The organism is Microcoleus sp. PH2017_05_CCC_O_A (assembly GCF_020738785.1).
Classification (GTDB): Bacteria; Cyanobacteriota; Cyanobacteriia; order Cyanobacteriales; family Microcoleaceae; genus Microcoleus.
In genome coordinates this window covers 1-25,714 of sequence record NZ_JAEQCB010000145.1, presented here as the reverse complement: position 1 = coordinate 25,714, position 25,714 = coordinate 1, and the positions used below count along the sequence as shown (strand labels likewise).

18 protein-coding genes are annotated in these 25,714 nt (G+C 41.6%); 12 read left to right on the top strand and 6 right to left on the bottom strand.

All coding sequences use genetic code 11. From position 1 onward, the window contains the following. The first annotated feature begins 171 nt into the window (after nucleotides 1-171). The 7 genes from JGK20_RS26675 to JGK20_RS26645 all read left to right on the top strand — a co-directional run bounded on the left by JGK20_RS26675 (nucleotide 172) and on the right by JGK20_RS26645 (nucleotide 7,013). Nucleotides 172-2,616, top strand: a complete 2,445-nt coding sequence (locus JGK20_RS26675) for an HAD-IC family P-type ATPase (protein ID WP_293232735.1) — start codon at nucleotides 172-174, stop codon at nucleotides 2,614-2,616. A gap of 41 nt (nucleotides 2,617-2,657) precedes the next feature. Beyond that, entirely contained in the window at nucleotides 2,658-2,825 is a 168-nt protein-coding gene (locus JGK20_RS26670) for a cation transporting ATPase C-terminal domain-containing protein (RefSeq protein WP_366026510.1), read from the top strand. 451 nt (nucleotides 2,826-3,276) lie between these two features. Then, the gene (locus JGK20_RS26665; RefSeq protein ID WP_293207946.1) at nucleotides 3,277-3,699 is read left to right on the top strand and encodes a hypothetical protein; all 423 of its coding nucleotides are present in this window, start codon (nucleotides 3,277-3,279) and stop codon (nucleotides 3,697-3,699) included. Between the two features lie 488 nt (nucleotides 3,700-4,187). Beyond that, complete coding sequence (locus tag JGK20_RS26660; RefSeq protein WP_293207949.1) at nucleotides 4,188-4,727, top strand: general stress protein; 540 nt, start codon at nucleotides 4,188-4,190, stop codon at nucleotides 4,725-4,727. 183 nt (nucleotides 4,728-4,910) lie between these two features. Further along, nucleotides 4,911-5,264 carry a DUF5335 family protein gene (locus tag JGK20_RS26655; protein WP_293186953.1) on the top strand — a complete coding sequence of 118 codons (354 nt, stop codon included), beginning with the start codon at nucleotides 4,911-4,913 and terminating at the stop codon, nucleotides 5,262-5,264. 70 nt (nucleotides 5,265-5,334) lie between these two features. Then, on the top strand, nucleotides 5,335-6,153 hold the full coding sequence (locus tag JGK20_RS26650; protein ID WP_293186952.1) for an NADP-dependent oxidoreductase: 819 nt from the start codon (nucleotides 5,335-5,337) through the stop codon (nucleotides 6,151-6,153). A 65-nt stretch (nucleotides 6,154-6,218) separates the two neighbouring features. After that, nucleotides 6,219-7,013: an SDR family oxidoreductase gene (locus JGK20_RS26645; RefSeq protein ID WP_293186951.1), complete on the top strand. Its 795-nt coding sequence runs from the start codon at nucleotides 6,219-6,221 to the stop codon at nucleotides 7,011-7,013. A 566-nt stretch (nucleotides 7,014-7,579) separates the two neighbouring features. Here JGK20_RS26645 and JGK20_RS26640 read toward each other — a convergent pair. Further along, the gene (locus JGK20_RS26640; RefSeq protein WP_293207951.1) at nucleotides 7,580-8,644 is read right to left on the bottom strand and encodes an MAE_28990/MAE_18760 family HEPN-like nuclease; all 1,065 of its coding nucleotides are present in this window, start codon (nucleotides 8,642-8,644) and stop codon (nucleotides 7,580-7,582) included. 15 nt (nucleotides 8,645-8,659) lie between these two features. Then, nucleotides 8,660-9,853 (bottom strand): DUF262 domain-containing protein, encoded by a 1,194-nt coding sequence (locus JGK20_RS26635; RefSeq protein WP_293207953.1) that lies wholly within the window; start codon nucleotides 9,851-9,853, stop codon nucleotides 8,660-8,662. Nucleotides 9,854-10,750: 897 nt separating this feature from the next. Here JGK20_RS26635 and JGK20_RS26630 point away from each other — a divergent pair. Continuing rightward, on the top strand, nucleotides 10,751-12,526 hold the full coding sequence (locus tag JGK20_RS26630; protein WP_293219725.1) for an ABC transporter ATP-binding protein/permease: 1,776 nt from the start codon (nucleotides 10,751-10,753) through the stop codon (nucleotides 12,524-12,526). 122 nt (nucleotides 12,527-12,648) lie between these two features. Here JGK20_RS26630 and JGK20_RS26625 read toward each other — a convergent pair whose 3' ends face one another. The 4 genes from JGK20_RS26625 to JGK20_RS26610 form a co-directional block, all read right to left on the bottom strand. Next, the gene (locus tag JGK20_RS26625; RefSeq protein WP_293232733.1) at nucleotides 12,649-14,433 is read right to left on the bottom strand and encodes a tetratricopeptide repeat protein; all 1,785 of its coding nucleotides are present in this window, start codon (nucleotides 14,431-14,433) and stop codon (nucleotides 12,649-12,651) included. Nucleotides 14,434-14,452: 19 nt separating this feature from the next. Beyond that, nucleotides 14,453-18,421 (bottom strand): TIR domain-containing protein, encoded by a 3,969-nt coding sequence (locus JGK20_RS26620; RefSeq protein ID WP_293193005.1) that lies wholly within the window; start codon nucleotides 18,419-18,421, stop codon nucleotides 14,453-14,455. 123 nt (nucleotides 18,422-18,544) lie between these two features. Then, nucleotides 18,545-19,783: a caspase family protein gene (locus JGK20_RS26615; protein ID WP_293193003.1), complete on the bottom strand. Its 1,239-nt coding sequence runs from the start codon at nucleotides 19,781-19,783 to the stop codon at nucleotides 18,545-18,547. A gap of 468 nt (nucleotides 19,784-20,251) precedes the next feature. Then, nucleotides 20,252-20,368 carry a metal ABC transporter permease gene (locus JGK20_RS26610; protein ID WP_293193001.1) on the bottom strand — a complete coding sequence of 39 codons (117 nt, stop codon included), beginning with the start codon at nucleotides 20,366-20,368 and terminating at the stop codon, nucleotides 20,252-20,254. On the opposite strand from JGK20_RS26610, the gene JGK20_RS26605 reads away from it, so the two are divergent. From JGK20_RS26605 to mgtA, 4 genes are all read left to right on the top strand, one after another. Next, nucleotides 20,367-20,513, top strand: a complete 147-nt coding sequence (locus tag JGK20_RS26605; protein WP_293192998.1) for a hypothetical protein — start codon at nucleotides 20,367-20,369, stop codon at nucleotides 20,511-20,513. The genes JGK20_RS26610 and JGK20_RS26605 overlap by 2 nt on opposite strands. A gap of 211 nt (nucleotides 20,514-20,724) precedes the next feature. Further along, nucleotides 20,725-21,597, top strand: coding sequence for a hypothetical protein (locus tag JGK20_RS26600; protein WP_293192995.1), 873 nt, complete (start codon nucleotides 20,725-20,727; stop codon nucleotides 21,595-21,597). A 146-nt stretch (nucleotides 21,598-21,743) separates the two neighbouring features. Continuing rightward, nucleotides 21,744-22,592 carry a DUF6544 family protein gene (locus tag JGK20_RS26595; protein ID WP_293232731.1) on the top strand — a complete coding sequence of 283 codons (849 nt, stop codon included), beginning with the start codon at nucleotides 21,744-21,746 and terminating at the stop codon, nucleotides 22,590-22,592. Nucleotides 22,593-22,775: 183 nt separating this feature from the next. Continuing rightward, on the top strand, nucleotides 22,776-25,292 hold the full coding sequence (gene mgtA, locus JGK20_RS26590; protein WP_293232729.1) for a magnesium-translocating P-type ATPase: 2,517 nt from the start codon (nucleotides 22,776-22,778) through the stop codon (nucleotides 25,290-25,292). Nucleotides 25,293-25,714 lie beyond the last annotated feature (422 nt).

Below are 25,714 nucleotides of genomic sequence, written 5' to 3'. Positions count from 1 at the left end.
CACTAAAGAGTGAATTTCTTGTGGAACAGGCATCTTGCCTGTTGCTGACAATTAGGAACAGGCAAGATGCCTGTTCCACTAAAGAGTGAATTTCTTGTGGAACAGGCATCTTGCCTGTTGCTGACAATACTGAGATCGATCTATTTTTAATATTTCATAGGAAAAAGAAATATGGTTGCGACTTTCGATCCCAATACTGCGATCGGCTTATCTGAGCTAAATGCGATCGCCAGACTCAAAGACGACGGCTACAACGAACTCCCCTCGGCTGAGTCGCGCAATCTGTTATCGATCGCCTGGAACACCATTCAAGATCCGATTTTTCTCTTACTCGTCGGCGGTGGTATCATTTATTGGATTTTAGGCGACTTACAAGAAGCCCTAATTTTGCTAGGTTTCGTCTTTTTTATCACCGGAATTAGTCTCTACCAGGAAGGCAAAACCGAACACGCCCTAGAAGCCCTGCGCGATCTTTCCAGCCCTCGCGCCTTGGTGATTCGGGATGGGGAACGAAAACGGATTGCGGGGCGAGAAGTGGTTCGAGGCGATTTCTTGGTGCTCGCGGAGGGCGATCGCGTGTCTGCGGATGCGATCGTCCTATCTTGCTCAAATCTCTCAACCGATGAGTCGTTATTAACCGGGGAATCGCTACCGGTTCGCAAAGTTACCGCTGTGGGTAACGTGGAGATGGCGCGTCCCGGAGGCGATGAATTGCCGTTTGTGTATTCTGGCACATTGGTGGTTCAGGGACAGGGAATTGCTCAAGTTAAGGCGATCGGCGCTCAAACAGAAATGGGCAAGATTGGCAAGGCTTTGCAGAAAATCAAGCCAGAAACGACGCCTTTACAACAGGAAATGAATCGATTGGTTAGTCGTTTGTTTGGCATTGCTTTATCGCTTTGTGTGGCAATTGTTGTAATCTATGGATTCACTACAGGAGATTGGCTTAAAGGAGTGCTCGCCGGCATTACCTTAGCGATGGCAATTTTGCCGAATGAATTTCCGGTAGTTGTGACAATCTTCTTAGCCTTGGGAGCTTGGCGGATTTCTCAGAATCATGTCTTAGCACGTCGCGCCTCGGCCGTTGAAACCGTAGGTTCCGCAACTGTTTTGTGCGTGGATAAAACCGGGACATTGACTCAGAATCAGATGGCTGTGCAGCAGTTGTTAGCCTACAACCAGGCAGAAAACCCTCAGCCTTACGATTTGGGATTACATTCATCAGAAGCACTCCCAGAAGCAGTTCATCAATTAGTTGAGTTCTGTATTCTGGCAAGCCAAAGAGATCCATTCGATCCAATGGAAAAAGCATTTAAGCAATTGGGCGATTCCCTTCGGGATAGCTTCGCTTCACGCTATTTGGCGGATACCGAACATTTGCACGGCGATTGGAAACTGTTGCGAGAATATCCGCTGTCACCGCATCTATTGGCAATGTCTCACGTTTGGGAGTCAGCCGTTAGCGAAGCGTCGGCTATGCCGAATCGCAAATTGTATGAAGTTGCGGCAAAAGGAGCACCGGAGGCGATCGCGGATCTCTGCCATTTCACGCCCCAACAGCAGCAAATGATGGCAGCGCAAGTTAGTCAAATGGCAAGTCAAGGATTGCGGGTATTAGGTGTTGCCAAAGCCTCACTTGTTGGTGCGCCGCCGCCATTTTTGCCACCTCACCCGTCGCTGAATATCGATCGTTTACCGGAAAAACAACATGACTTTCCGTTTGAATTTATCGGATTAGTGGGACTGTCCGATCCAGTACGTCCAACCGTTAAGGCGGCGATTCAAGAATGTTATAGCGCTGGAATTCGAGTCGTAATGATTACCGGTGATTATCCAGAAACTGCTCAAAGTATTGCCCGTCAAGTTGAATTGATGCAGATGGGAGCCATTGTCACCGGATCAGAATTAGATGGCATGAGCGATGCTGAATTAGAGCAGCGGATTCAAAGTACAAATATCTTTGCACGAGCCGTTCCCGAACACAAGTTGCGGTTAGTTAATGCCCTAAAATCCAAAGGCGAAGTCGTTGCCATGACAGGGGATGGAGTGAATGATGCTCCTGCTCTCAAAGCTGCTCAAATCGGGATTGCGATGGGCGAGAGAGGCACGGATGTGGCTCGTGAATCTGCGGCTTTAGTGTTATTAGATGATGATTTTTCGTCGATCGTCCAAGCAGTCAAACTGGGGCGCAGAATTTTTGACAATCTCCGCAAAGCCATGTCATATCTGATTGCGATTCATATCCCGATCGCCGGAATGTCTTTGATTCCAGTATTGTTTAAGTTGCCGTTAGTATTGCTTCCGGTTCACGTGGCATTTTTACATTTAATTATCGATCCAGCTTGCTCGATCGTCTTAGAAGCCGAACCCGCAGAAGCAACGGTGATGCAGCGCCCTCCCCGCAACCCCAAAGAACCTTTATTTGGCAAGAAAACGCTCTCGTTGGCTGTGTTGCAAGGGGGCGGAATTTTGGCGATCGTGCTGGCGATTTTTGCGATCGCCCTATATCGCAGACAAGGCGAATTTGATGCCCGTGCGTTAACGTTTACGACGTTAATTTTGGCAAATTTAGGACTAATTTTGAGCTCCCGGTTCAACCTCGCACCTCAGCTTTAAAATACTGAAATCCCCAAATCCTGCGCTGTGGTGGGTGCTTGGTGGGGGGACTGCTGTTCCTTGGGTTGGTGCTGTATGTCCCGTTTTTGCGTCATTTGTTTAGCTTTTCTCTGCTAAGTGCGATCGATCTAGCGATCTGTTTGGGCGGTGGATTGATTAGCTTGCTTTGGTTTGAACTGTTGAAACAAACTACAAAAGTCAGGCCATAGTCAGAGACGGGAAAACATTAGTTCTAGCAGCAAAGGTTGCTTGTGTAAAATTTAAAAATCAGGTATCAAATAATCAATCCACAGCCCGTATTTGGGAGAAATCAGGACACGGCAGTGCCGTTTCCCTACAATTATCTGGCGTAGGGAAACGGCACTGCCGTATCCTCGCTTGTCACCTGACGGCGCAGCCGGAATTGACAACCGTTCTGATGCGCCAAAACACATCTCTATAGTGATAAATTAGCGATATATTTATTTTACAAAAACCTCAGATTTCCTTCACATTTTAAAGCTAGTATTGAAAATAATAACTCAGCAGCATCAAATCATTAAAGAGTTGTTTCAGTCTTTCACCAGTAGATGAGGTCACTAACAACAAAGACTTTTGTGGCCCAATGGCAATTGAATAACACTATCGACAAGTCCGATAAACTCAACTAGAGGAATCACCATGAGTACGACAATTGACAACTTCACCAAACAACTCCACGACAATTTAGAAGCGATTGAAGATCGGGCAAAATTGCTGAAGGAAAGCGTTCAATCTGCAACGAAAAATACTGAGGCTGAGCTGCAATCGAAACTTGACGGAATGAAGACAAATCTAGAAGCTAAGAAACAAGAATTTGATCGGTATCGGGCAAAGCTCCAAACTCAATTCGAGGAAACAGAATCTGAGGTGAAGTCGAACGTCGAGGAATGGAAGACGAGTCGCGAAGTCAAGAAACTCGAACATCGAGCCGATAAAGCTGAAGACTATGCGAATACAGCGATTTTATTCGCAATGGCGACGATGGAAGAAGCCGAAGCAGCTACCTTGAAAGCGATTTGCACCAGATTAGATGCCACAACTGCTGCGGGAACTACTAAGTAAGGAGGAGACGGCAATGCCGTTTCCCTACGCAATTGTAGGAAGAGGAGACGGCAATGCCGTGTCCCTACGCTGATTAATTGTAGGAAGAGGAGACGGCAGTGCCGTTTCCCTACGCAGATTAATTGTAGGGACACGGCACTGCCGTGTCCTGACTTTCGCTTTTCAAATGCGCCAAATTTGACCTAATTTAGAATGGATGCTTATGAGCGGAATAATGGCAATTATTCCGCTGTTTTTGTTTGTCATAAAATCCTCTTAAAATATTCAAAAGGTATAGATTAGGCTTGAAAATTTGTGTGAATATTCAATCAAAAGGTAGAGATTATATTGGGAAATTCTTGTTAAAGTTTCAGTGAACGGCGAAAGAAACCAAAGCTGAGATTCAATCGAAACTCGACGAGGTGAAATCGAACGTTAAAAGATAAAAAGCAAATCAAAAATCAAAAATTTTGTCCGTCATGCGGACAAATAACAAAGGAAACAAACTCATGTCATACACACATACAATTGTTGGTCATTTCCCCTCCCATTCAGAAGCTGAAAGAGTTGTATTGGATCTGCAAAAAAAAGGCTTCGATATGCAAAAGCTCTCGATAATTGGCAAAGATTACCAGACTACTGAACACGTGCGCGGATTTCTCACCTGGAAAGATACAGCCAAAGCTGGAGCCGCAGGTGGTGGTTATTGGGGTAGCTTCGTCGGAGGTTTATTTGGCATTTTAGCCGGGGCTGGAGTGCTGTTTATTCCGGGAATGGCTCCTATAGTCGTTGCTGGCCCCATTGCGGGGGTGTTGGCGGGTTGGTTGGAAGGAACGGTTGTTGGTGGCGTTGGTACCGCTGCTGTAGGAGGATTGGCTGGTGCCTTGGGAGGCTTAGGAATCCCGAAGCATGAGGTGGTGAAGTATGACACTCAAATCCAAGCAGGCGAGTTTATTATCCTGGTGACAGGTAGCAATCACGATGTCAGTCAGGCGAAGCAAATGCTAGACAGAATTAGTCAGGAAATGAGTATGTCGATCGCAGTCTAAGGCTTTCAACTAACAACAATAGGGGAGTATTCCACTCCCAAGAGTCCGTCAGGTTGATGAGAGGGTCGGCACGGGGGCACGACCCTACAAAAACCTCGTTTTCCTGAGAATAAAACAGCCCTCTCATGCTCAATTGCTTTTTACTACTCTTTTACAGGAATCATGATGGTGAATAAAATGGAAATGACCAACAAGATTGAAATCAACAAATCTGTGCCCCGCGAGCGATGGGGTGAATTTTTCGATCAGTTTACCGATGGCAATCGCGGACGGCGTATTTCGATCGAAATCATCGGTTCAGAAGTCGGTGATGCAGAACTGATTAAGAATTCACCGCTTCATGCGATGGTTTACGATCGCCCTGGAAAAGGAGATGATTTGGTGATTGAAGTTGGTAAAGATGAGGTGACTTACGCTCACACGATCGATTCACCAACTGAAGTTTTAACGGGACAAAACTCACTCGGTGTGATGGTAGCGCTTCGGATTAGTGACGCTGCTGGGACACAAACATTGATCGAATTACAAGTTAGTTGAGCTGGTTGGATAATTCTGAGTTCAACAGGACTTACCCAAACAGTCAACTTTTACAGGTTAGGAGCAAATTATGACAGATATCATGAGCCGCGAAATTCACCTAGTCTCCCGCCCCAACGGGATGCCAACCGCAGCTAATTTTGCGATCGCCCAAACCGAAATAAAGCCACTTCAAGACGGACAAGTGCTCGTTCGCAATCGCTATATATCAGTCGATCCGTATATGCGCGGACGCATGAACGAGAGCAAATCCTATGTTCCGTCCTTCGAGTTAGGTAAAGTTCTACAAGGCGGCGCAGTCGGCGAAGTCATCGAATCGCGTGCCCCAGAATTCAAGCCTGGTGATGCCGTCACTTCCAACTTTGGCTGGCGGGAATACTTCACCGCAGCGCCCAAAGAGTTGCATCCTGTCAGCAGCGAAATTCAACCGCTATCGGTTTATCTCGGTGCGATCGGTATGACGGGGATGACGGCTTGGGCTGGATTGAATTTGGTAGATGTTAAAGCAGGCGATGTGATTTTTATTTCGGGTGCTGCGGGCGCGGTGGGAAGTGTGGCGGGACAACTGGCAAAATTGCGCGGATGTCAGGTTATCGGCTCAGCAGGTTCAGCGGAAAAAGTCAAGTTTCTGCTAGAAGAATGCGGATTCGATCGCGCTTTCAATTACAATTCTGGCCCAGTCCTCGAACAATTGAACCAAGCGGCACCGGACGGAATTGATGTTTATTTCGATAATGTAGGAGGCGAAACCCTTGAAGCGGCGCTTTCAGCCTTGCGCGTGCACGGCCGAATTATCGCTTGTGGCAGCATCTCTGGTTACAACAAGCCGCAGCCAGGCCCGAATAATCTGTTTAATATGATTGGCAAAATGGTGGTAAAGTTGGATTAGGGTGCGATCGATTAATTTAACCCAAGTTGTAGAGAATTGTTTGACGTTATTTGGTTTAAAAAAATATGGATCTCCAACTATCAGGCAAAGTTGCATTGGTTAGTGGTTCAACGGGTGGAATTGGACTGGCAATTGTTACCACACTTGCCGAAGAAGGAGCGACGGTCATTGTCAATGGCAGAACGCAAGATCGCGTAAATAATGCGATCGATCGCATTCAGCAAAGTGTGCCGAATGCCAAACTTCAAGGAATTGCTGCCGATTTGGGAACGCCAGCCGGAGTTGAATTGCTACTTCAAAAAGTACCAGAAGTCAATATTTTGGTGAATAACTTAGGAATTTATGGCTCCAAGGCCTTTGAAGATATCTCCGATGAAGAGTGGATGAACATTCTGGAAGTGAATGTGATGAGCGGTGTGCGGCTCTCGCGCCATTATTTGCCGCTGATGCTGAAGCAAGATTGGGGACGGATTATTTTCATCTCTAGTGAATCTGCTTTGAATATTCCCGCCGAAATGATTCATTATGGCGTGACTAAAACTGCACAATTGGCGTTGAGTCGCGGTTTGGCGGAAACAACCGTGGGCAGTCATGTAACTGTAAACACGGTATTGCCGGGGCCAACTCGCTCTGAAGGGGTGGAAGACTTTATCCAGGGATTATCGAAGGATCAAAATATTTCGATCGAACAAGTTGAGAAAGAGTTTTTTACTAAGATGCGTCCATCTTCCCTAATTCAGCGATTTGCTTCAACGTCTGAAGTTGCTGCGTTAGTTGCGTTTGTTGCCAGTCCCTTAGCTTCTGCGATTAATGGGGCTGCCCTACGAGTTGAGGGTGGAGTAGTGCGATCGATTGTGTAGCGAAGTTTTTACCTTGATGTGCTTGGAAAATCTCTCACTCCCTACATTTTTGAACAGAATGCTTTCGTTCAAACAAAAATAAGGAGCGTTACATTTCATTAACTCACCCTAAAGCGATCGCCATTCCTGTGAGTCGTGAGTTTTGGGCGATCGCACTTAACCTACAAGATCAGCGATCGCGCCCTTTACTCACAGAATACCAGACCGAACCACACTACAGCGTCATGCAGATATGATTGAACGTGGTAGTGTCGAAGGAATTGCGGAGGAGTTGGACTACAAAAATGTGAAGGAGCGGTATCTTGCTGCGGTGAAGGCGATCGGTCAAGCTTAATCAATCTGCGATCCCACTTAACCGACAAGAGCAGCGATCACATTAATGAACATCCCAAAAATCAGATAATTACAAATTCATCATGTTTAAAAGTAAAAAGGCGCGTTGAGTAACGCACCTACAGCGATGGCGATCGCACTGTGCCTGAGACAACGCGATCGCCAATTAGCTTAAGGTAATATGAGGATCGCCATTATTCCTGTAGGATCAATCTCAACTAAGAGCGATCGCACTATTTTTTGATTATGTAAAATGTTTGGTTAGGCTTTATTTTAGGCTCAACGCTAATACCAATATTTGTTTTTTCTATAACTGCCAGTTCTGGATATGATTGATCATCTAATCGAATGGTCAAAATAGGTTTTTTATAAAATCTTCCTTCTTTAGTTTCAATAATTAGCATATCTTTAACTTTTATCGTATAATTTTCAATCTCAAATGCTAATATTTTATCATTAAAAATTTTAATCACCTTTTCTATTTTTTGAAAAGTATGTATTGATTCTTGTTTGATAAATTGTTCAAATAATGCTTGAAAAATAGCTTGACAATATTTTTCTAAAAATTGAATATAAGGTTCTAATTCAGATATGCTTTTGATATCCTCTACGTTTTCTGAACCGTGAGCAATTTGGTTTCGTCTTTCAACTAAATCATTGATTTTATTGTACAAAATATCTTTTCCTATTGTGGAAATTCTTTCTGGTGTTAAACCGATCTCATTATTAAGTTCTTCATTCTTCAGTAATTCATCGTTTAAATCTAAACTTAACTTATTGAATATTTCTACAATTTTATTATGTTTTAAATTACCTGATAAAAGAACAAACGCTTCTGTGTTAATTTGATAGTTGCTAGGATTAACAATACATTCATTTAACTTCTTTAATACCTCCTCTTTTGTAAGATGCTGATATTTAGCACTTTCTCTGGTTGCAATAGTATTTATCAATTTTAAAGACAGTTCAAAATGATTAATTCTAATCTTTTCATCCACTTGATTATATTCAGGTACTACTTTAGAGAGGGAATCAAGATATTCTTTAATCCAGATTTCTACATATTTTTCTAGCAGTCCATAAAGTGAAATAATAGAAGCTTTATATTCAAATATTCGTTTATCTGTTCTAAAACCCCTATCATGCTCTTTTAGTCTATTAAGTAATTCCTTGATTTGTCCATTGTCAGTGTCTATAATGGCATAAGCTGTTAAATCATTTACATATTGAATGTGTTTTAAATATTCTTTAATTTGATTTAATTCTCTTTTGAAGTTTTCCAATGATTGTATATTCATAATTTCTACTAAAGTTTATTTAATATAGGTTTGTAGAAATTTTTGAAAATACTGAATGCGTGCTTCTACATCTTTTTTGTTATTATAGCTACCATCAAAAAGATGTTTACTTTTTTCCTGTTGTATAAATGGTGATTTTCTACCGGAATATAAACTCTTCTCTATAGTCCCTTTGTGTTTAAGAAAAATTTCTTTGTGAGAAATATTATTTGCAAATACCTGCATTATTGGATCATAAATAGTTTTTAATGGCGTTTTTCTGTTACGCCCTTCATATGGAGGGATGAAAGCTGAATTTCCTAATATTTGATAAATTAAGTAAATAGTCTCATTAAAAATATTTTCAAGTTTATTCATTGTTTCATCAGGATAACTATTTGCTTGTTTTAAATACTCATCTAAAAATTTATCTACTGGGGATTTTAACTTATCTATATGACGATAAGCAAAGAACCGCAAAACTAATTCAACATCCTCCATTTTGCGATAAGACTCACTTTCAAGTAATTTTTTTTCTCCTTGACTTTCTAAAGGTAAATTCCACATTTTACGAAAATATTCATTTTGAGAAAGTTTTATACATAATTGGTTGAATTTACCATTTTGTAAAGCATTTCTTGTTTCTTGTGCAGTTAGCTTCTCTCCTCCACTATTCAATCTTTCAAAAACTATCTGTTTGAGATATTCAGCTTCTTCTTTACTTTTAGCTGTTTCTTGCAATAAAATAATAGAAGACAAATATCGTCTATCTATACCTCTTCTAACTTGCTCAGGTAAATTTTGATAATTTCGCCCATTAAGTTCCTGCCAATACTCTAATCCTTCTAGATCAAATTTTCCTTTATAAAAATCATATATAGCTGTCAGTCTTTGTTGTCCGTCCATTACTTCATAAATAGAGTATTCTATTTCATACAGAAAGATAGGTGGAATTGGTACATTCATTATGAATGATTCTATCAAACGAGATTTTCGAGCATTGTCCCACCTTTTTCTACGTTGGTATTCAGGATTGAGGATATATTTTGCACTGTCAAGCATAGCTTTTATACTATCAAGTGGATAACGAGCTTGTTCTGTTACAATTCTTATCTCTCCCTTTTTGTATTTTTCGTTAATTTCATCATCTGGCGGAAAGTTGTGAGTTGTATCTGGTCTATTTTGAGAAATAAATGTTTCACCTGAAATTAAATGGCTATTTGTAATCATATTTATTCTTCCTTGTTAATTATGAGATCAATGAGTGCGCGACAACTAGCGGCTTGGGTTAAGTGCGATTATTATGGGTTGCTATGCCCACTTTTTTTGATGAAGCGAGATCACCGCTCTTTTGGGTCGGCTTAATAAAATTACTCCAAATAGCAGTTTAGTGCGATCGCCGATCTTTTAGGGGCATTATAACTGTGTTTTTGGCTAACTGTCAAGTTACTGCGATCGCTTTCTCCGATGAAGGACGATCGCCTCAATTATCTATCTGCTAGAGGTTTTGCTGTATGCGATCGCTATTCCTGTGAGTCGTGAGTTCTAGGCGATTGCCTCAATTATCTATCTGCTAAAGGGTTTGCGGTGAGCGATCGCTATTCCTGTGAGTCGTGAGTTCTAGGCGATCGCCTCAATTATCTATCTGTTAAAGGGTTTGCTGTAGGCTATCGCTATTCTTGTGAGTCGTGATTTTTAGGCGATCGCTCAAACCCAGTAAATTTATCCTAGTTTGATAATTTATCCGCATTCTAATCACTATCTTGCTCTATTCGTGTGTATTATACCACAGCAAGGTTTTAATGTCAAAGATGCGAGGGTATCCTTTAACTCCAAGGGTGAACCCATCTACTTAACAGCTAGCAGCGATCGCGGCACGAATATTCAAGGACTTTTGTAGACGAAGGCAATACTTGAAAGTAATCAGTAAAGATTGCTAGTGATGGAGCAATTTATGGAACGAGGGGCGATGTTCCGCTACTACTCCTTGCCGATCGCGCTGCCATCTTTCCTGGACACAGTTTGACACACCTGCTATTTTTCAAAGCCAAGATTTGGAAGTTTTGCGCTTTCAATCCTGTTTTCCTATTATATTAAATAGGTGAGCAATTTTGTATGAAAAAAGTAATGCAACGATTTAATCTAACTATACTCAAACAGTTCTGGTCGATCGCCAAATCATACTGGTCAAGCGACGAAAAATGGCGGGCGCGCGGCTTATTGCTATTAGTCATCCTGTTATCCTTTGGCTACACGGGACTGAGCGTGCTGCTCAACAACAAGCGAGGCGAGCTAATTTCGGCATTGTCTGCTCACGATGAAGCTAGATTTTGGCAAACAATTCTAATTTTTGCCGGGACATTAGTTATTTATGCACCATTATATGCAGGCTATGATTATTTGCGCGATCGCCTGGGCTTGGAGTGGCGGCGATGGCTGACTAACTATTTTGTCGATCGCTATTTCCAGAATCGGGCATTTTATCATCTAAATCATGCCGATGCTGACATTGATAACCCGGATCAGCGGATTGCTGAAGATGTCAAAAGTTTTACCCAAGAATCGTTAAAACTACTGCTAGTAGTTGTTGATTCTTTGTTAGCGGTGGCGGCATTTAGTGGGGTACTCTGGGGCATTTCTAAGCCATTAATCTTGTTTTTGGTGCTCTACGCGCTGGTTGGCACCTTGGCGACTGTTGGGGTATTTGGGAAGCCCTTGATGCGACTCAATTTTGGGCAGCTTAAAAAAGAGGCTGATTTTCGGTTTAGTTTAGTGCGGGTGCGAGAAAATGCGGAGGCGATCGCCTTTTATCAGGGAGAACCGCGTGAGTCAGCTCAAGTCAAAGGCAGATTTGCCGAAGCATTTGATAACTTCAAGCGGTTAATTTTTTGGGAATTGAATCTGAATATCCTGACTAACGCCTATGAATTTATTCCGTTCATTCTGCCTGCAATTGTAGTCGCGCCCGGCATTTTTGCGGGTGACTTAGAAGTTGGTAAAGTTACCGAGGCGCAAGGAGCTTTCATTCGAGTCTTTTTCTCGCTCAATCTAATTGTGGCGCGCTTTCAATCCCTCGCTACTTTTGGCGCGGGTGTCGAGCGTTTATACACCTTTTTAGAGTGTTTGGAAACCGATCGCTTAACTTCTCAGGAGTCTGAGGGCGTTGAGAAAACAAGTATCAAAACTGAAATTGCCGATCGACTGGCGATCGAAAACATGACCCTCCAAATACCTAACCGTCAACGGACTTTGGTTGAGGATTTATCTGTGAAACTGTCTACTGGCGAGGGTTTGCTGGTGAGAGGGCCTAGCGGGTGCGGGAAAAGTTCTTTGCTAAGGGCGATCGTTGGACTGTGGGATGCAGGAAGTGGCACAATTTCGCGACCTACCCTGGATCAAATGTTGTTTTTGTCGCAGCGGCCTTACATGATTTTAGGGACGTTACGCGATCAAATGCTGTATCCAAATATGAATTCGGAAGTTGAAGATTCGCAGTTGAGGCAAATTTTGATCCAGGTAAATTTACCCAACTTAGAGCAAACGCATGAAGGATTTAACACTGAACAAAACTGGGCGCAGGTTCTATCTTTGGGAGAACAACAGCGCCTAATTTTCGCACGTCTGCTGCTCAATAAACCTAGTTACGCAATTTTAGATGAGGCTACTAGCGCCCTCGATCCTAGTAATGAAAAGCATTTATACCAACTGTTAGAAGCCTCTGGTATGACATTTTTGAGCATTGGACATCGAGAAAGTTTGAGTAACTATCACCAGACTATTTTGGATTTGACTGCGGATAACACCTGGTCTTTGAAAGCTTCTGAAGCTCTACCTGTTTTGATTTCTAATAATCTTGTTGATGAAGGCAGAAAGATAGAAATGGAGGAGACGGCAGTGCCTTAGTCCCTACCCAGATTAATTGTAGGGAAACGGCATTGCCGTGTCCTCATTCTTGATTGCTGAGCCCCAAGTTCTGTTAGCAGGCCGCAAAGTGGCAGAGGGTTAGGCAAGTGAGATTAAATCAGCTAAGGCTTGTAAACTATTTGTTTAATCAATTCTTCAGCCTGTTTTTTGATCTTTGAATTGGGATAATTATTTAATAACTTTTGCAGTGCTTCCTCAGCAGCTTTTTGTGAATCATTACTTTCATTTCTAATCCTGATATACGCAATTGTATACAAGGCATCATCTGCCATAGAACTCTTGGGAAATTCTGTAACAAATTCTTCAAAGCTATTAACTGCAAGATTTTCCGAAGAAATTGTATTTTCTAAAAATGTCGGATATTCACGTCCCCACAAATAGTAGTAGTTCAGAGCAATAGAATATTTAGCTTTTTCAACAAGCTCAGACTTGGGATACTGTTTAATGAGCTGTTCAAATAACTCTATACTTCTCAAGTAATTAATTTGCGATTTATAATTCTCGTTGGTTTTCTTTATAAAGTCAGCAGTTACTGTTTTTGCATTATAAGTGATAATACCTTCCCATTTTGGAGGAACATAATTATATGCAGTAAATCCATCATCTATTTGATGCTCATCAATCCATAACTTAGCTTCCTCATACAAATTTTTATCACTAGGTTGTTGATTGCGAATTTTAGCCAATTTTTTTACTTGGTCTAATTGCTCTTTTACCTTAGTCAAAAAAGTCGATCCAACATATGCTTCTTCATTAAAAAAGTCTGCTTGAAGTGGATATTTACCATCTTGGTAATTTTTTAGAAAATCCTCAAGTTCAGATTCAGCAAGTGAATATTCATATTCCCGTATTAAATGAACTGCTCTACTATATTTAATATATCCAGTTAGAGGATGATTAGGGTGGTTAGTGAGAAATTTAGCTAGTAATTCGCTAGACATCAATAAATCCATAATCAGAAGAATTCTTTCTTTTGCCTCAGATATCAAAAGACCATCAGGCGCTTTAGATGAGTCGTAATAATATACTATTGCATTTCCATAATCTCCTTGTACCTCATAAGCACGCGCCAAACGATATAGTGAATCATTTGAACCAGGGTGTCCAGGATATTTTTTTACAAACTCTTTCAAATGAGCTATTTCTTTGCCAGGAATAAATGGCTGTCTAAAAACTGTACCTGCATCTGCATCTGCATCTGCATCTTCATCACCACCACCAAAATATTTACCCCCAGAAAATTTCACGTATTCTTTACAACCTTTGGTAAAAAGTGAATTTGGGTATTTATTAGCTAAAGCTAATTGCTCATAATATCCCAACGCAGATAAATTATAAAGTTTTTTATTGACAGCTTCTTCTAGTAAAATAATAAGTTCTTTTGACCAAGACCAATCTTGCCATTTTGGACTTTGAGAATCTCCTTCTACAAATACAAGTCCCTTTAAAGCTATGGGAGCTAGAGCTTTATCATTACTTTTAACAATATTTTGATATAAAGTTAAGAGTTTTGAAAAATTATTACTTTGTTTGAGATTAGATAAATTGTAAGATAAATTGCGATCCAGTATATTTAGTAGCTTCATCCTAATTTTTGGATTTTTACTGGAATTATAAATATCTATTATTTCGTCAATTTCATTTTCACTGCTTTGATAAGAATCGTATCTACTAATTTTCTGTAAATCCTCCACGCTGATTACTGGTTTTTTCATTATTACTTTTACTTCATTCCATTCAGGTGCTTTTATTGGAGAGCTATTATTTTGAGAGCTGTTGTTTTGAGAGCTGTTGTTTTGAGAGTTACTACTCGGATTACATCCTGTCAGCGCAACTGACAGACTGGTGGACAATAACAGCAAAGTGATGACAAGTTTGTTTTTCATGTTTAATCTCCAGAATTAGTTACTTACAATGTGGACGCTGATTTTGAGTAGATATTGATTGCTTATTGTTAAGATATGCAGACAATCGGCTCCAAAAATCTTGGTTGTTCAAGTCATAATCTTTTGTTTCCTTTTCATTAAAGCAACGACTAGCATTTTTCCAGGCAAGAGATAATAATTCCTTGCCACCTATCTTAAAAATTCTTGTTACTCCTTCGCTATCTACTGTTATCACTCGATTAGAATTATTGGGATCAAAACTACCATAAAATATCTTTTGATTATCTCCCTTGAGAATTAATGGATTATCTGGATTTCTTAAGTCCCATACACGAGCAGTACCATCGTCACCAACAGTTAGCACTCGATTAGAATTTTTAGGGTCAAAGCTACCGTATCTTACTACACCTTTGTGTCCAGCTAATTCCGTTATTACTTTATCCCTGGCAATATCCCAGACACGCACTACTGGATCACTTCCCATTGTTAAAATACGGTTAGAATCTTTTGGGTCAAAGCTGACGTGCCATAATTGGTCTTGGCTTACAGTCAATTCCTTTTCTGGTTTATTATGTCGCTTAAGATTCCAGATTCTGACTATTCTATCACCGCCAACTGTTGCTACACGATTTGAGTCCTTGGGGTCAAATTCGCCTTGGTTCATCGGACTGCTGGGTGGTGCTTTTAGCTCTTGCAACTTTCTAGGAGGGTTGCTACTCACATCCCAAACTGTTGCTATTGATGTAATATTGCTTACTGTTAGTATACGATTGGAATTATTTGGATCAAAAGTAATACTTTCTACTCTGCCATTAGCTATTAATGGAATTACAGATTTATCTGTTGTTAATTTTGCAATACCATCTCTGTTAACAGTTGCAATGCGATTTAGATTATTGGGGTCAATCCGAGCATCCTCCATAGAATCAAGTTTTTTTGGTAATATTTGGTTCTTTTTGAGGTTGTTAATATTCCAGTTAGTGAGAGTACCGTCTCTAGCGACAGTTAATAATATATTTGGTGCGTCGGGACGGAAAGACGCAGATACAATGCTAGAGCCTTGCTTACCTTTTCGATTAGATATCATTATAGATGATTTATCACTAATATCCCAGATCCGTGCTGTTTTATCTTCACTAGCTGTTAAGATTCGCTTGGGGTTTTTAGGATCAAAGCTTGCCCATCTAATTGGTGCTGTATGACCGTAAAGAGTGGAGATAGCACTAGATTTTTTAATATCCCATATTTTTACTTTCCCATCTGCACTAATTTTTAAGACCTGATTCGAGTCTACTGGATTGACAGCACCATAAAAACTAGAATTTTTATGCTCAAAAATATCCTGCCAAATAGTTGCTTGATCGCCTGTTAAAATTACAGGTTTATCAGATTTACTTGAATCCCATGTCCTTGTTATATCGTTATTGCTGATTATGACCCGATTAAAATTTTTAGAGTCAGAGATAACAGTCCAAACTTCCCCTTCACTTCCTTGTAAGCTGTTTAACATTTTAGGAGCTTGAGGATTACTGATATCCCATAATTTAGCGGCACGTTGGCTAACTGTTAAGACTTGATTAGAATTGTTGGGATTAATCCGGCCGTAGCTGATAGGTTGCGTGCTATCGCTAATAAGGACTATCGGTTTTTTAACATTATTAATATCCCAAATGCGGGCAGTACCATCGTTACTGACTGTTAATACTCGTTGAGGATTTTTTGCATCAAAGTTACCATAAGTAACACTCTTGGTATGTCCTTTTAACACTATAGGATTCTGACTAGGCTTGTCCAAATTCCAGATTTTTGCGGTGCTATCATCGCTAACCGTTAGCACTTGTTTTGAATTTATAGGATTAAATTCAGCATAAAGAACTTTGCCATCATGCTTTAGTTGTAATTGCTCGTGATTTTGCTGAAAAGCCTTCCATAAAGCCTGAGCAGCTTGAGGTGTTTCCTGAATTATATTGGCTTGTATCGCTAGTAAAACGCTGCGGGTAGTATCTACATTTAAGTTTGCTTCAGAAGCAGTGGCTAACTGAAGCGATTTAGTAGTTTTTTCTCTATATTCTGCTTGCCCTCGTTGAAATTCTGCTTGTCCTCGTTGATATTCTGCTGATACACCAAACCCAGAAACGATTAATACTACTGTTATTAGTCCTCCAAAAATACGCTGTCTGGTTGTTTGCTTTTGTTTTTCTGCTTTTTGAATAGCTAAGTCACTAACATTGATGAATTTCTGTAAGTCTTCACTCCAACCTAGCTCAGCAGCATCGCTACTAGATTGCCACTTTTTAGCTTCCAAAAGTTCTTCTGCATCCAATAAACCAGCTCTACGCTTAAGGCGTATCCATTCTGCTGCTTTAGACTCCAAACGTCGGCGTTCTTCCTCTGCTTGGCGCTGCTTGTCTACCCACCGTTTAAGGGTTGGCCAGCCGTTAATTAATGCATCGTGGGCAATATCCACTTTTCTATTGTCCCTTTTCTCCTGGTCACTTTCAGTAGCCACTTCCTTCTCGCCAGTGAGAGTAAGCAAACGATGCTTTACTAAGTGCTGTAACGTATTTTCAAATTCAGAAAAATTCTCACTAGCATTTCGTAAAGCATCAACAGGCTGTTGACGCCGCGTATCAATTCGTCCCTCACCAAACTGCACTAGGCGCACAAAGATGCGACGAGCAATTACTTGTTCTGATTGACTCAGTTGATTAAATGTTGCTTTGGCATGATAAGAAATTGCTGCCTGTAAGCCTTTAACTTTAGTAGTGTTATCATTGTCAGGAAAATCTAAACTTTTATAATCTTCTAATGTCAAATATGACTGTTTCTGTTTCTCCCATAACTGCACCAAAGTTTCCTGAACAAATGGCATAATCCCAGGTTCTCCTGCTGCTTCTGATACAAAGCACTCCAATAATTCTGGCTCTACAAACACCATAGGTTTAGATTTTTTCGCTGGCTCGGTAATTGCTTGTCGCAGCCCTTTTTCATCCAGAGGCTTGATATTTAATAAATGATTTTCAGCTATTTCCCATAGTGGTGATGCCATCAAATTGCCATAAAAATCAGCTCGAATAGTTATAATCACATAGCATTTAGGAATTTTAACTAAACCCAGCAATCCTTTCTGAAAATGTAATATATCATCTTTTGACTCAAGGGTAAATAATTCCTCAAATTGGTCTATAACTAACAAAAGGTGTTCTGCTTTGGGTTGGGTTTTTAACATCTGATCTACGACCCCATCAAGTTCAGCTAAGTCTGTATTTAAAGCCGTTCCCAAAATTTGTAATGGTACATTACTAGGGCGTACTTTACAAACCAGCCATTCACCTTTACCGAAAAGACCGCTCTTTTTAAGTTTTGGGATTAAGCCTGCAAAAATCAGTGAGGATTTCCCACTACCAGAGGCTCCAATAGCTGCTATAAACTGATAACTCCGTAGGCTTTGAATTAATTCTTCGATTAGTTGGTCACGTCCAAAGAACAGATGGCTATTGCCCTCGTCGAAAGGTCTAATCCCAGGATACGGACAAGGTGGCTTCGCTGGGGTATCAGACGAAGGTTCCTGTTGCAATAATTCGCGAAGAAGCTTTTCAATAGCTTCCTGCCGCTCTTGTACATTGGTCGCAAGTAGTGGTGTCAGAAAATTAAGTCTGAGTGGCAGCGTAACTTGTTCTAAGATTAGGGGAATAATTCGCGAAGTTCTAGTTTGCACCCCATGATCTTGATCCATCAAGTTGAAGAACCTGTTATAACCATTTTCTAAGTCTGCTAAGTAAGCACGGGAAATTACGAGTAAAGTGCGATCGCTGTGCTTAATAGCATTTTCAAATTCTTCTATCTTCGGTTTTCCAAGACCAAATGTTTCTTCCGAGTGGTAGTGTATATTAGCCTGTTTTAACTTTTCCAGTAAGTATCCTTTTACCCAATCACTGTCAGCATTAGCATAGGAGATAAACAGGTGATATTTTGTCGTTTTTATCATGTATATAATCTGGAGTATTGTTATTTACACACGCTATAAAATGCTCTTCTTTTAAATCCCCGACTTCGCCGAAGTTGTCGGGGATCTGGTATTCTGTTTTTTAGGTAGGCTTACTTACCTACATCAATCATTTCTTCTGGATACTGGCTGGTGCAGTTGATAAACTAATCGCTCTACCTCAGTTTTAAACTCATCTTCATCAGTCATGTCCAGCAAGGTGAGAGCGCGTAGCCCTAGTCTTGGTAAGCATGGCTCTCGCCTAACTGCTATTAAACGATACTTGCTCTCTTCTAGTCCTAAGTGCTGAGAGATCAAATTCTCAAACTCGGCGTAACTGCTGCTTAAGTAAGCAGGAGACAAAACCACAAGTGTATAGCGACTTTTCTCAATAGCGCGTTCAATATTAGTAATCATAGGTACACCTAACGGGAAGCGAGAATCAATGCAAACCCGTAATCCCTGTGATTCTAAATATGGTAACAAACCCTTACGAACCCAGGTTTTATCTGGTGTCTGACTATGATAGCTGATGAATACATCATACTCGTAAGCATCGTTGGGTGATACCGTGGAAAGTGGTGCTGGTACCTTGCCTCCCAAGTAAAGTGCCACGGGGAAGTTTTCTTCAACCTCAGCGATAAGGACAGGATGCTGACTGCTGCAATCTCTAGTCACCTTGGGTTGCATATAATTAAAAACGTCAAAAATACGGATTACACCACCTGCGCCAATAGCTCCCCCTCTAAAACCATCAAGCAAGTGTTGAGTAAACAGACTATTAGCTGCACCAGGGAGGATATAGGATTTTTCAGTGCTACGTGAAGATGCTAAAATAACTGTACCTTGTCCTTGTTTGAGGACATTATAATAGCTTTCCGGTAAACCAGCTTTGATAACAGGTGCATTGGCGTCTTTAAGTTGACTAATACCACCAGCATGACAACAGTCAAAAATTACTACTTTTTTCTTAGCCGGAATCGCCTGTAAAGCTTTGGTAAACTGAGTGCCAGAAATTGCTGTTTCAACGAATGATTCTTCTGAGGTATAGTCTATTTGTACTGGCAACAAATACTCGCCCATATGTTCACCAGATTCTATCTGCCCACCATGACTAGATATATATATGAAAATGGTAGAGTCTTGGTTGCAATCCTGAGCCAAATTAGTCAATGCCTGATGTAAGTTTTCCTTGGTTGCTTTATCATCTAGCAACAACTGCACATTTTCAGGCAAATAACCACAGTGCCCTGGGCTAATCAGCAAATTATAAATATCTTTAGCATCATTCAAAACACTTTCTGGAAGCTTATTGATTTTGTGGTAGTTTGCGATACCAACAACCAGAGCATGAGCATTATTCATCACGGGCATATGGCAATTACCTCTAAAATAACTTTTGCTTTTTTGTGTATTCGAGTACGCATTGCTCCCATCAGGAAAAATGCCAATGAATTTACCATACCGCTTTATAAGTGGCTAAGGCGTTACATAGAAACTGTCCCATATCTAACCAGCAGCATGGCAATTTTTTCATCTCCCACTTGAAAGATGGGGGCTTCCACGCTCTCGCTATGCTCTTGTGAACCCAGAGAGAGATCCCCTCCGTTGTAGTGAATGGCATTGGATATCTTGCGCCTCTAGCCCAAGCGACAGACGAGACACGCATCCCACAAAACCAGACAAATCATATTGGAAATGTGCAACGCCAGTTCAAAATAACGTGTGCCGCACTCCCTAGCACATACTAGATACGTGTGGTAATGACGATGCTACCGGATATCATACGATCGACTCCTACTCTATTCACCGATCGCCCCTGAATTCCGAACTCTAACCAACAAACCATGTTTTGGAGCAAATCATCGCCAACACAAACAACAGCGTTTGCAGCACCACAATACACCCGCCTGTGGAACCATCTATGTGATAGCTGATATCAGTTCCCATGACACTAGAAAAGACACCACTTGCGATCGTGATTGCTCAGGGAAAATCAACCCAAGCACAAACCACAATTCAAGCCCTACAAACAGAAATTAGCGCACTGCGAACAGAGATTCAAGCTTTATCACGACGAGATTTAAACCGTTGAATTGCTCAGAATTATATAAATTAAACCCTGCTTTCATAAAACCTATTCCTTAAGAACAGTACCTTCGCCAATTTTAAAGAGTAAGCTAGCATAATCTGCAAAAAAAAAAAAATTATTGCTATTCTGCCTAAGCTTTCTTCACAGTTTCCTCACCTTTGTTGAATATCATAAAATATAGTCCAGATTCTTTTTATTGATGAGGATAAACTTGATGAAATGGCAAGAATTAATTTTAGCTTTCCTAGCGACAATTTGCTTAATATTTGCAGGCAATGCCTTGGCGCAGACTGATATCAATATCAACAATACTAACCTGATTCGCTTTGGTGGAAACATCACCGTAGCAGAGAATCAAGTTGTCGAAAATGCCCATGCTTTTGGGGGAAGCGTTACTGTTTCTTCTAATGCCAGAGTTTTGGATACTGCTATGGCTTTTGGCGGGGATGTCATCCTGAAAAAAGGAGCGCGGGTAGAGGGTGATGCTTACTCTTTTGGCGGCAAAATCGTGCAGGAACCGGGTGCGATTATTACTGGTGAACGCGCTACATTTAGCGATCGACATGGCATGATGTACGGCTCTAATCGCGGCAGAAGTAGCTTCTTCGGTCAGTATTTCTTCAGTGCCCTTTTTAGAACTTGTTCCGCCGTAGTAGCAGCTATTCTCGGACTACTTATTTTGCATAGCAGCCCACAATTCCTGCCGAATTTGGCGACACAATTACATCAACGCCCCGGTTTGACTGCTCTATGGGGCATCGGGGCGACTGTTTCCTTTGTTTTTGCCACGGTGTTTCTAGCGATTACGCTGATTGGGATTCCACTGATTCCACTCCTGAGTCTGACGGCGGTGATCGCGTCTTTAGTCGGATCGTTAGGTGTGGCGCTGTTTGTGGGTCAACGTGTGGTTGGTAAGGGCGATCGATCTTTGCAGCAGCAGTTTTTGGTGGGTTTGGCGATCGTGACTGTTCTGACACTCATTCCGTTTTTCGGAGGGTTAGTAGTTTCCCTAGTCAATCTCTTCGGCTTAGGTGCGATCTTGCTGTGGCAATTTGGTAGAGAAAAACCTCAAATAGCGACTGAGTGAGTAGGGCGGCATAAATGCTGATTATTCGTTTTGAGTTTCGGGATTGCAGAAGATTTCGGATTACTCGTCGCAGGAACGATCGGAATAGTTTCGCTACAATCATCACAATCTATCAAATTCTAAATCAACAAACATAGGTAAGTATCATGTGGATTAAGTGGATTGGAATTATTGGTATTTTAATCGCTGTCAGCTTGGGAATTGCAACTATTTACGGCAAATATCGGTGGCAGTCAGATACTGATAAATTACGAGCAAAATTAATCAATGGACAACGGACAATTAAGCCCAAAATCTATGACCAAACAGAGATTGAAGGCTTGCCAGAACCCGTACAGCGATTTTTTTGGACAGTAATTAAGGACGGACAAGCGATCGCCTCTGCGGTCAAACTCTCTCAGCAGGGACTGTTCAATCTGAGTGAAACTGAAGATAAGTGGAGTCCGTTTACAGCCACTCAATTTGTGACGACTCAACGTCCGGGTTTTGATTGGGATGCACGCATCCAGATGGCACCAGGAGTTAATGCCTTTGTTCATGATACCTATTTGTTAGGAGAAGGCAGTTTACACGCATCATTACTCGGTCTTTTTACCGTTGCAAATATGCACGGTGCGCCTGAAAACAATCAAGGTGAATTATTGCGGTTCTTGGCTGAGACTCCTTGGTATCCGACTGCACTATTGCCCAGTCAAGGTGTGCGCTGGGAGGCGATTAATGACACCTCCGCCCGCGCTACTTTGACGGATGGTGCAACAACTGTCTCCCTTGTATTTCAGTTTAATGCCGAAGGTGCGATCGCCACTATGCGGGCTGAGGCTCGTTATCGCGACAAGCTAACTGCGATGCCTTGGTGCGGAAGATTTGGGGAATATTCAGTTCGCAATGGGATGCTGATTCCTTTAGAAGGCGAGGTGGGATGGGAATATCCAGAAGGCATTCGGCTCTATTTTAAAGGAAGAATTACAGAGATTGAGTATGAGTTTGCATCGTGAGGGATGGCAAATTTAAAACGGGTGCATCTGGTGCTTTTCAAATATATTCGTAGGGGCGGTGCGAACAGTCTCTGAAGGGGTTTGGCGTTAAGTTGACACCAATGACCACTGCCGTGTCCATACACCTGAAATTAGGGCTGTCAAAGCTATAGTAAAACCTTTAAACAAATCAGGTATAAAATCATGAATCCACAGTCCATATTTTGGAGCTTGTCCACGGAGCAGGTGCTTCAGCAGACGCACTCTACAGCCACAGGATTAAGCCGTGCTGATGCAAAACAACGCCTAAGCCAGTACGGCGCAAACAGCCTCAAACAAACACACAAATCGAGCGCATTCGTGCTGTTGCTCAATCAGTTCAAGAGTCCGATTATCGTGATTCTGATTTTCGCGGCAGTGCTCTCGATTTTTCTGAAAGATGCGCTAGATGCGATCATCATTTTGGCGATCGTCCTAATCAGCGGACTATTAGGATTTTGGCAAGAGCGAGGAGCATCGAACGCCGTCGAAAAATTATTAGCCTTAGTGCAAGTTAAAGCAACTGTGTTGAGGGATAATCAATCTCAAGAAATCCCCAATGAAGAAGTAGTTCCCGGCGATATTGTGGTGCTTTGTGCAGGTAAAAATATTCCCGGCGACTGTCTAGTTTTAGAGTCAAAAGATTTATCGGTGAATGAAGCAGCACTCACAGGAGAAACCTATCCGGTTGACAAATTTAATGGTGTATTGCCCGCTGAAACTGGACTAAATCAACGCACCAATTCCCTTTATATGGGAGCCAATGTGATTAGTGGAACGGGGAAAGCAGTAGTTGTTCATACTGGAAAAGAAACTGAATTCGGCAAAGTATCGGAACGCCTGAAACTGAGGCCTCCCGAAACAGAATTTGAACATGGGCTGAGCAAATTCGGCTACTTTTTGATGGAAGTAACGCTAGTTTTGGTCGCTCTAATTTTTGCAGCCAACGTCTACCTGCATCGCCCTGTGCTCGAATCTTTTATGTTTTCTCTGGCGTTGGCTGTGGGTTTGACCCCTCAATTGCTACCTGCGATCGTCAGTGTTAACCTGGCGCGCGGTGCCCAGACAATGGCGAAAAAGCGGGTGATTGTGAAGCGCTTACCCGCGATCGAGAATTTTGGCAGTATGAATGTGTTTTGCACCGATAAGACGGGTACGCTGACGGAAGGAGAGGTGAAAATTCACTCTGCGGTTGATGTGGAGGGGGAAAATAGCGATCGGGTTTTACTTTATGCTTATTTAAATGCCGCATCTGAGTCTGGTTATGTGAATCCGATCGACAAAGCGATTCGCGAATACAAAACATTCGACATTTCGGGCTATCAAAAGCTCGATGAAGTTCCCTATGACTTTAACCGCAAACGTCTCAGCATTCTGTTCAAAAAAGACAGCACGCATTTGATTATTACCAAAGGTGCACTGAAAAATATTTTGGATGTTTGTTCAACCGTTGAAACTGCTGAGGGAAAGACGATCGACATTGCAGATCAGCGCCAAAAACTCCACCAACAAGCGGAAGATTTGGGTAGTAAGGGATTTAGAACCTTGGGTGTGGCTTATCGGGATTGTGAGCAAGATTCCTTCACCAAAGATGATGAAACCAAGATGACATTTATGGGCTACCTGGCGCTCTTCGATCCGCCAAAACCTGGCATCGCTGATACTCTAAAAGAGTTGCAATTACTGGGAATCACTCCGAAAATGATTACTGGAGATAGCAAGGCAGTTGCTATCAGTATTATTCAGCAGGTAGGACTGCCTGAATCAAAAGCTTTGACTGGATCTGATCTAGAAAAAATCAGTGATGAAGCCTTGATGCACCTAGTACAAAATACCAATGTTTTCGCTGAGGTAGAACCAAATCAAAAAGAGCGGATTATCATCGCCCTTAAAAAAGCGGGGAATGTCGTAGGCTATCTGGGAGATGGCATTAACGATGCTTCTGCGCTTCATGCTGCCGATGTTGGTATCTCAGTCGAAAGTGCCGTGGATGTTGCCAAGGAAGCTGCTGACATTGTGTTGATGGAAAAGGATTTGAATGTCTTAATCGAAGGTGTTAAGGAAGGACGGATTACATTTGCTAACACTTTAAAATATGTATTCATGGCAACTAGCGCTAATTTTGGTAATATGTTTAGTATGGCGGGAATTTCCCTGTTTCTGCCTTTTTTGCCGCTCTTACCTAGTCAAATTTTGCTAACGAATTTATTAACTGATTTCCCGGAATTGACGATCGCAACCGATCGCGTAGACAAGGAGTTAGTCAACAAACCGCGCCGGATGGATATCAAGTTTATCCGCAACTTCATGATTGTGTTTGGTTTGCTGAGCTCAATCTTTGATTACCTGACATTTGGGGCGCTGCTGTTGCTGCTACACGCTCAACCACAACAGTTTAGAACAGGCTGGTTTTTGGAGTCTGTCATCTCTGCTTCGATGGTTGTGCTGGTCGTTCGTACTCGAAAATCTATTTTCGACAGTAAACCCGGAAAATACTTGTTGATGGCGACGCTGGCTACCGTAGGAGTGACGATCGTCATTCCCTGGACACCTTTGGGAAGGCTGCTGGGGTTTCAACCGTTGCCGTTGGGTTTCGTGCTGGTGTTGGGTGCGATCGTCCTGTTGTACGTTACGGTGGCTGAGAATGTGAAACGAGTGTTTTATCAACGAGTGAAATTTTAGTCGTTAAGGCGCAACACTTAGGAATAAAAAATCAATAACTTGATGAATCGTCAGATATAATTAAAAATAGGGATAGCTTACTTATTTGACCAAAACAGAGTTCAAATTGCAACTTTTTGTAGCGAAATGTGGTATATGTTTTTAGACAAAAATTAGGTTTAAATTAGGAAGTGCGATCGCTCATAACTCAGTAATGACCCAAGAATGGCAAAATACCTTGATTCAATCGCGTAAGGGCGATCGTACTTTCAACAGTTCTGAATACAGAAACCCAGTTGCTTAAAATAATACAATACGCTTGGGTTAAGACAGAGTCCCCTAAGCCGTTACATAAATCCTACCCAAAGTTACTCAAGATTGGACAATATTGGACTTTGAGCTTCGTTTACTTCCTGCTTCATCCTGGTAGTGTCGGCACTCAC

What these genes read in the sequence shown, in the direction of transcription:
- JGK20_RS26675 (WP_293232735.1), top strand. Translation starts at nt 172, where the DNA reads ATGGTTGCGACTTTCGATCCCAATACTGCGATCGGCTTATCTGAGCTA.
- JGK20_RS26665 (WP_293207946.1), top strand. Translation starts at nt 3,277, where the DNA reads ATGAGTACGACAATTGACAACTTCACCAAACAACTCCACGACAATTTA.
- JGK20_RS26660 (WP_293207949.1), top strand. Translation starts at nt 4,188, where the DNA reads ATGTCATACACACATACAATTGTTGGTCATTTCCCCTCCCATTCAGAA.
- JGK20_RS26655 (WP_293186953.1), top strand. Translation starts at nt 4,911, where the DNA reads ATGACCAACAAGATTGAAATCAACAAATCTGTGCCCCGCGAGCGATGG.
- JGK20_RS26650 (WP_293186952.1), top strand. Translation starts at nt 5,335, where the DNA reads ATGACAGATATCATGAGCCGCGAAATTCACCTAGTCTCCCGCCCCAAC.
- JGK20_RS26645 (WP_293186951.1), top strand. Translation starts at nt 6,219, where the DNA reads ATGGATCTCCAACTATCAGGCAAAGTTGCATTGGTTAGTGGTTCAACG.
- JGK20_RS26640 (WP_293207951.1), bottom strand. Translation starts at nt 8,644, where the DNA reads ATGAATATACAATCATTGGAAAACTTCAAAAGAGAATTAAATCAAATT.
- JGK20_RS26635 (WP_293207953.1), bottom strand. Translation starts at nt 9,853, where the DNA reads ATGATTACAAATAGCCATTTAATTTCAGGTGAAACATTTATTTCTCAA.
- JGK20_RS26630 (WP_293219725.1), top strand. Translation starts at nt 10,751, where the DNA reads ATGCAACGATTTAATCTAACTATACTCAAACAGTTCTGGTCGATCGCC.
- JGK20_RS26625 (WP_293232733.1), bottom strand. Translation starts at nt 14,433, where the DNA reads ATGAAAAACAAACTTGTCATCACTTTGCTGTTATTGTCCACCAGTCTG.
- JGK20_RS26620 (WP_293193005.1), bottom strand. Translation starts at nt 18,421, where the DNA reads ATGATAAAAACGACAAAATATCACCTGTTTATCTCCTATGCTAATGCT.
- JGK20_RS26615 (WP_293193003.1), bottom strand. Translation starts at nt 19,783, where the DNA reads ATGAATAATGCTCATGCTCTGGTTGTTGGTATCGCAAACTACCACAAA.
- JGK20_RS26605 (WP_293192998.1), top strand. Translation starts at nt 20,367, where the DNA reads ATGACACTAGAAAAGACACCACTTGCGATCGTGATTGCTCAGGGAAAA.
- JGK20_RS26610 (WP_293193001.1), bottom strand. Translation starts at nt 20,368, where the DNA reads ATGGGAACTGATATCAGCTATCACATAGATGGTTCCACAGGCGGGTGT.
- JGK20_RS26600 (WP_293192995.1), top strand. Translation starts at nt 20,725, where the DNA reads ATGAAATGGCAAGAATTAATTTTAGCTTTCCTAGCGACAATTTGCTTA.
- JGK20_RS26595 (WP_293232731.1), top strand. Translation starts at nt 21,744, where the DNA reads ATGTGGATTAAGTGGATTGGAATTATTGGTATTTTAATCGCTGTCAGC.
- mgtA (WP_293232729.1), top strand. Translation starts at nt 22,776, where the DNA reads ATGAATCCACAGTCCATATTTTGGAGCTTGTCCACGGAGCAGGTGCTT.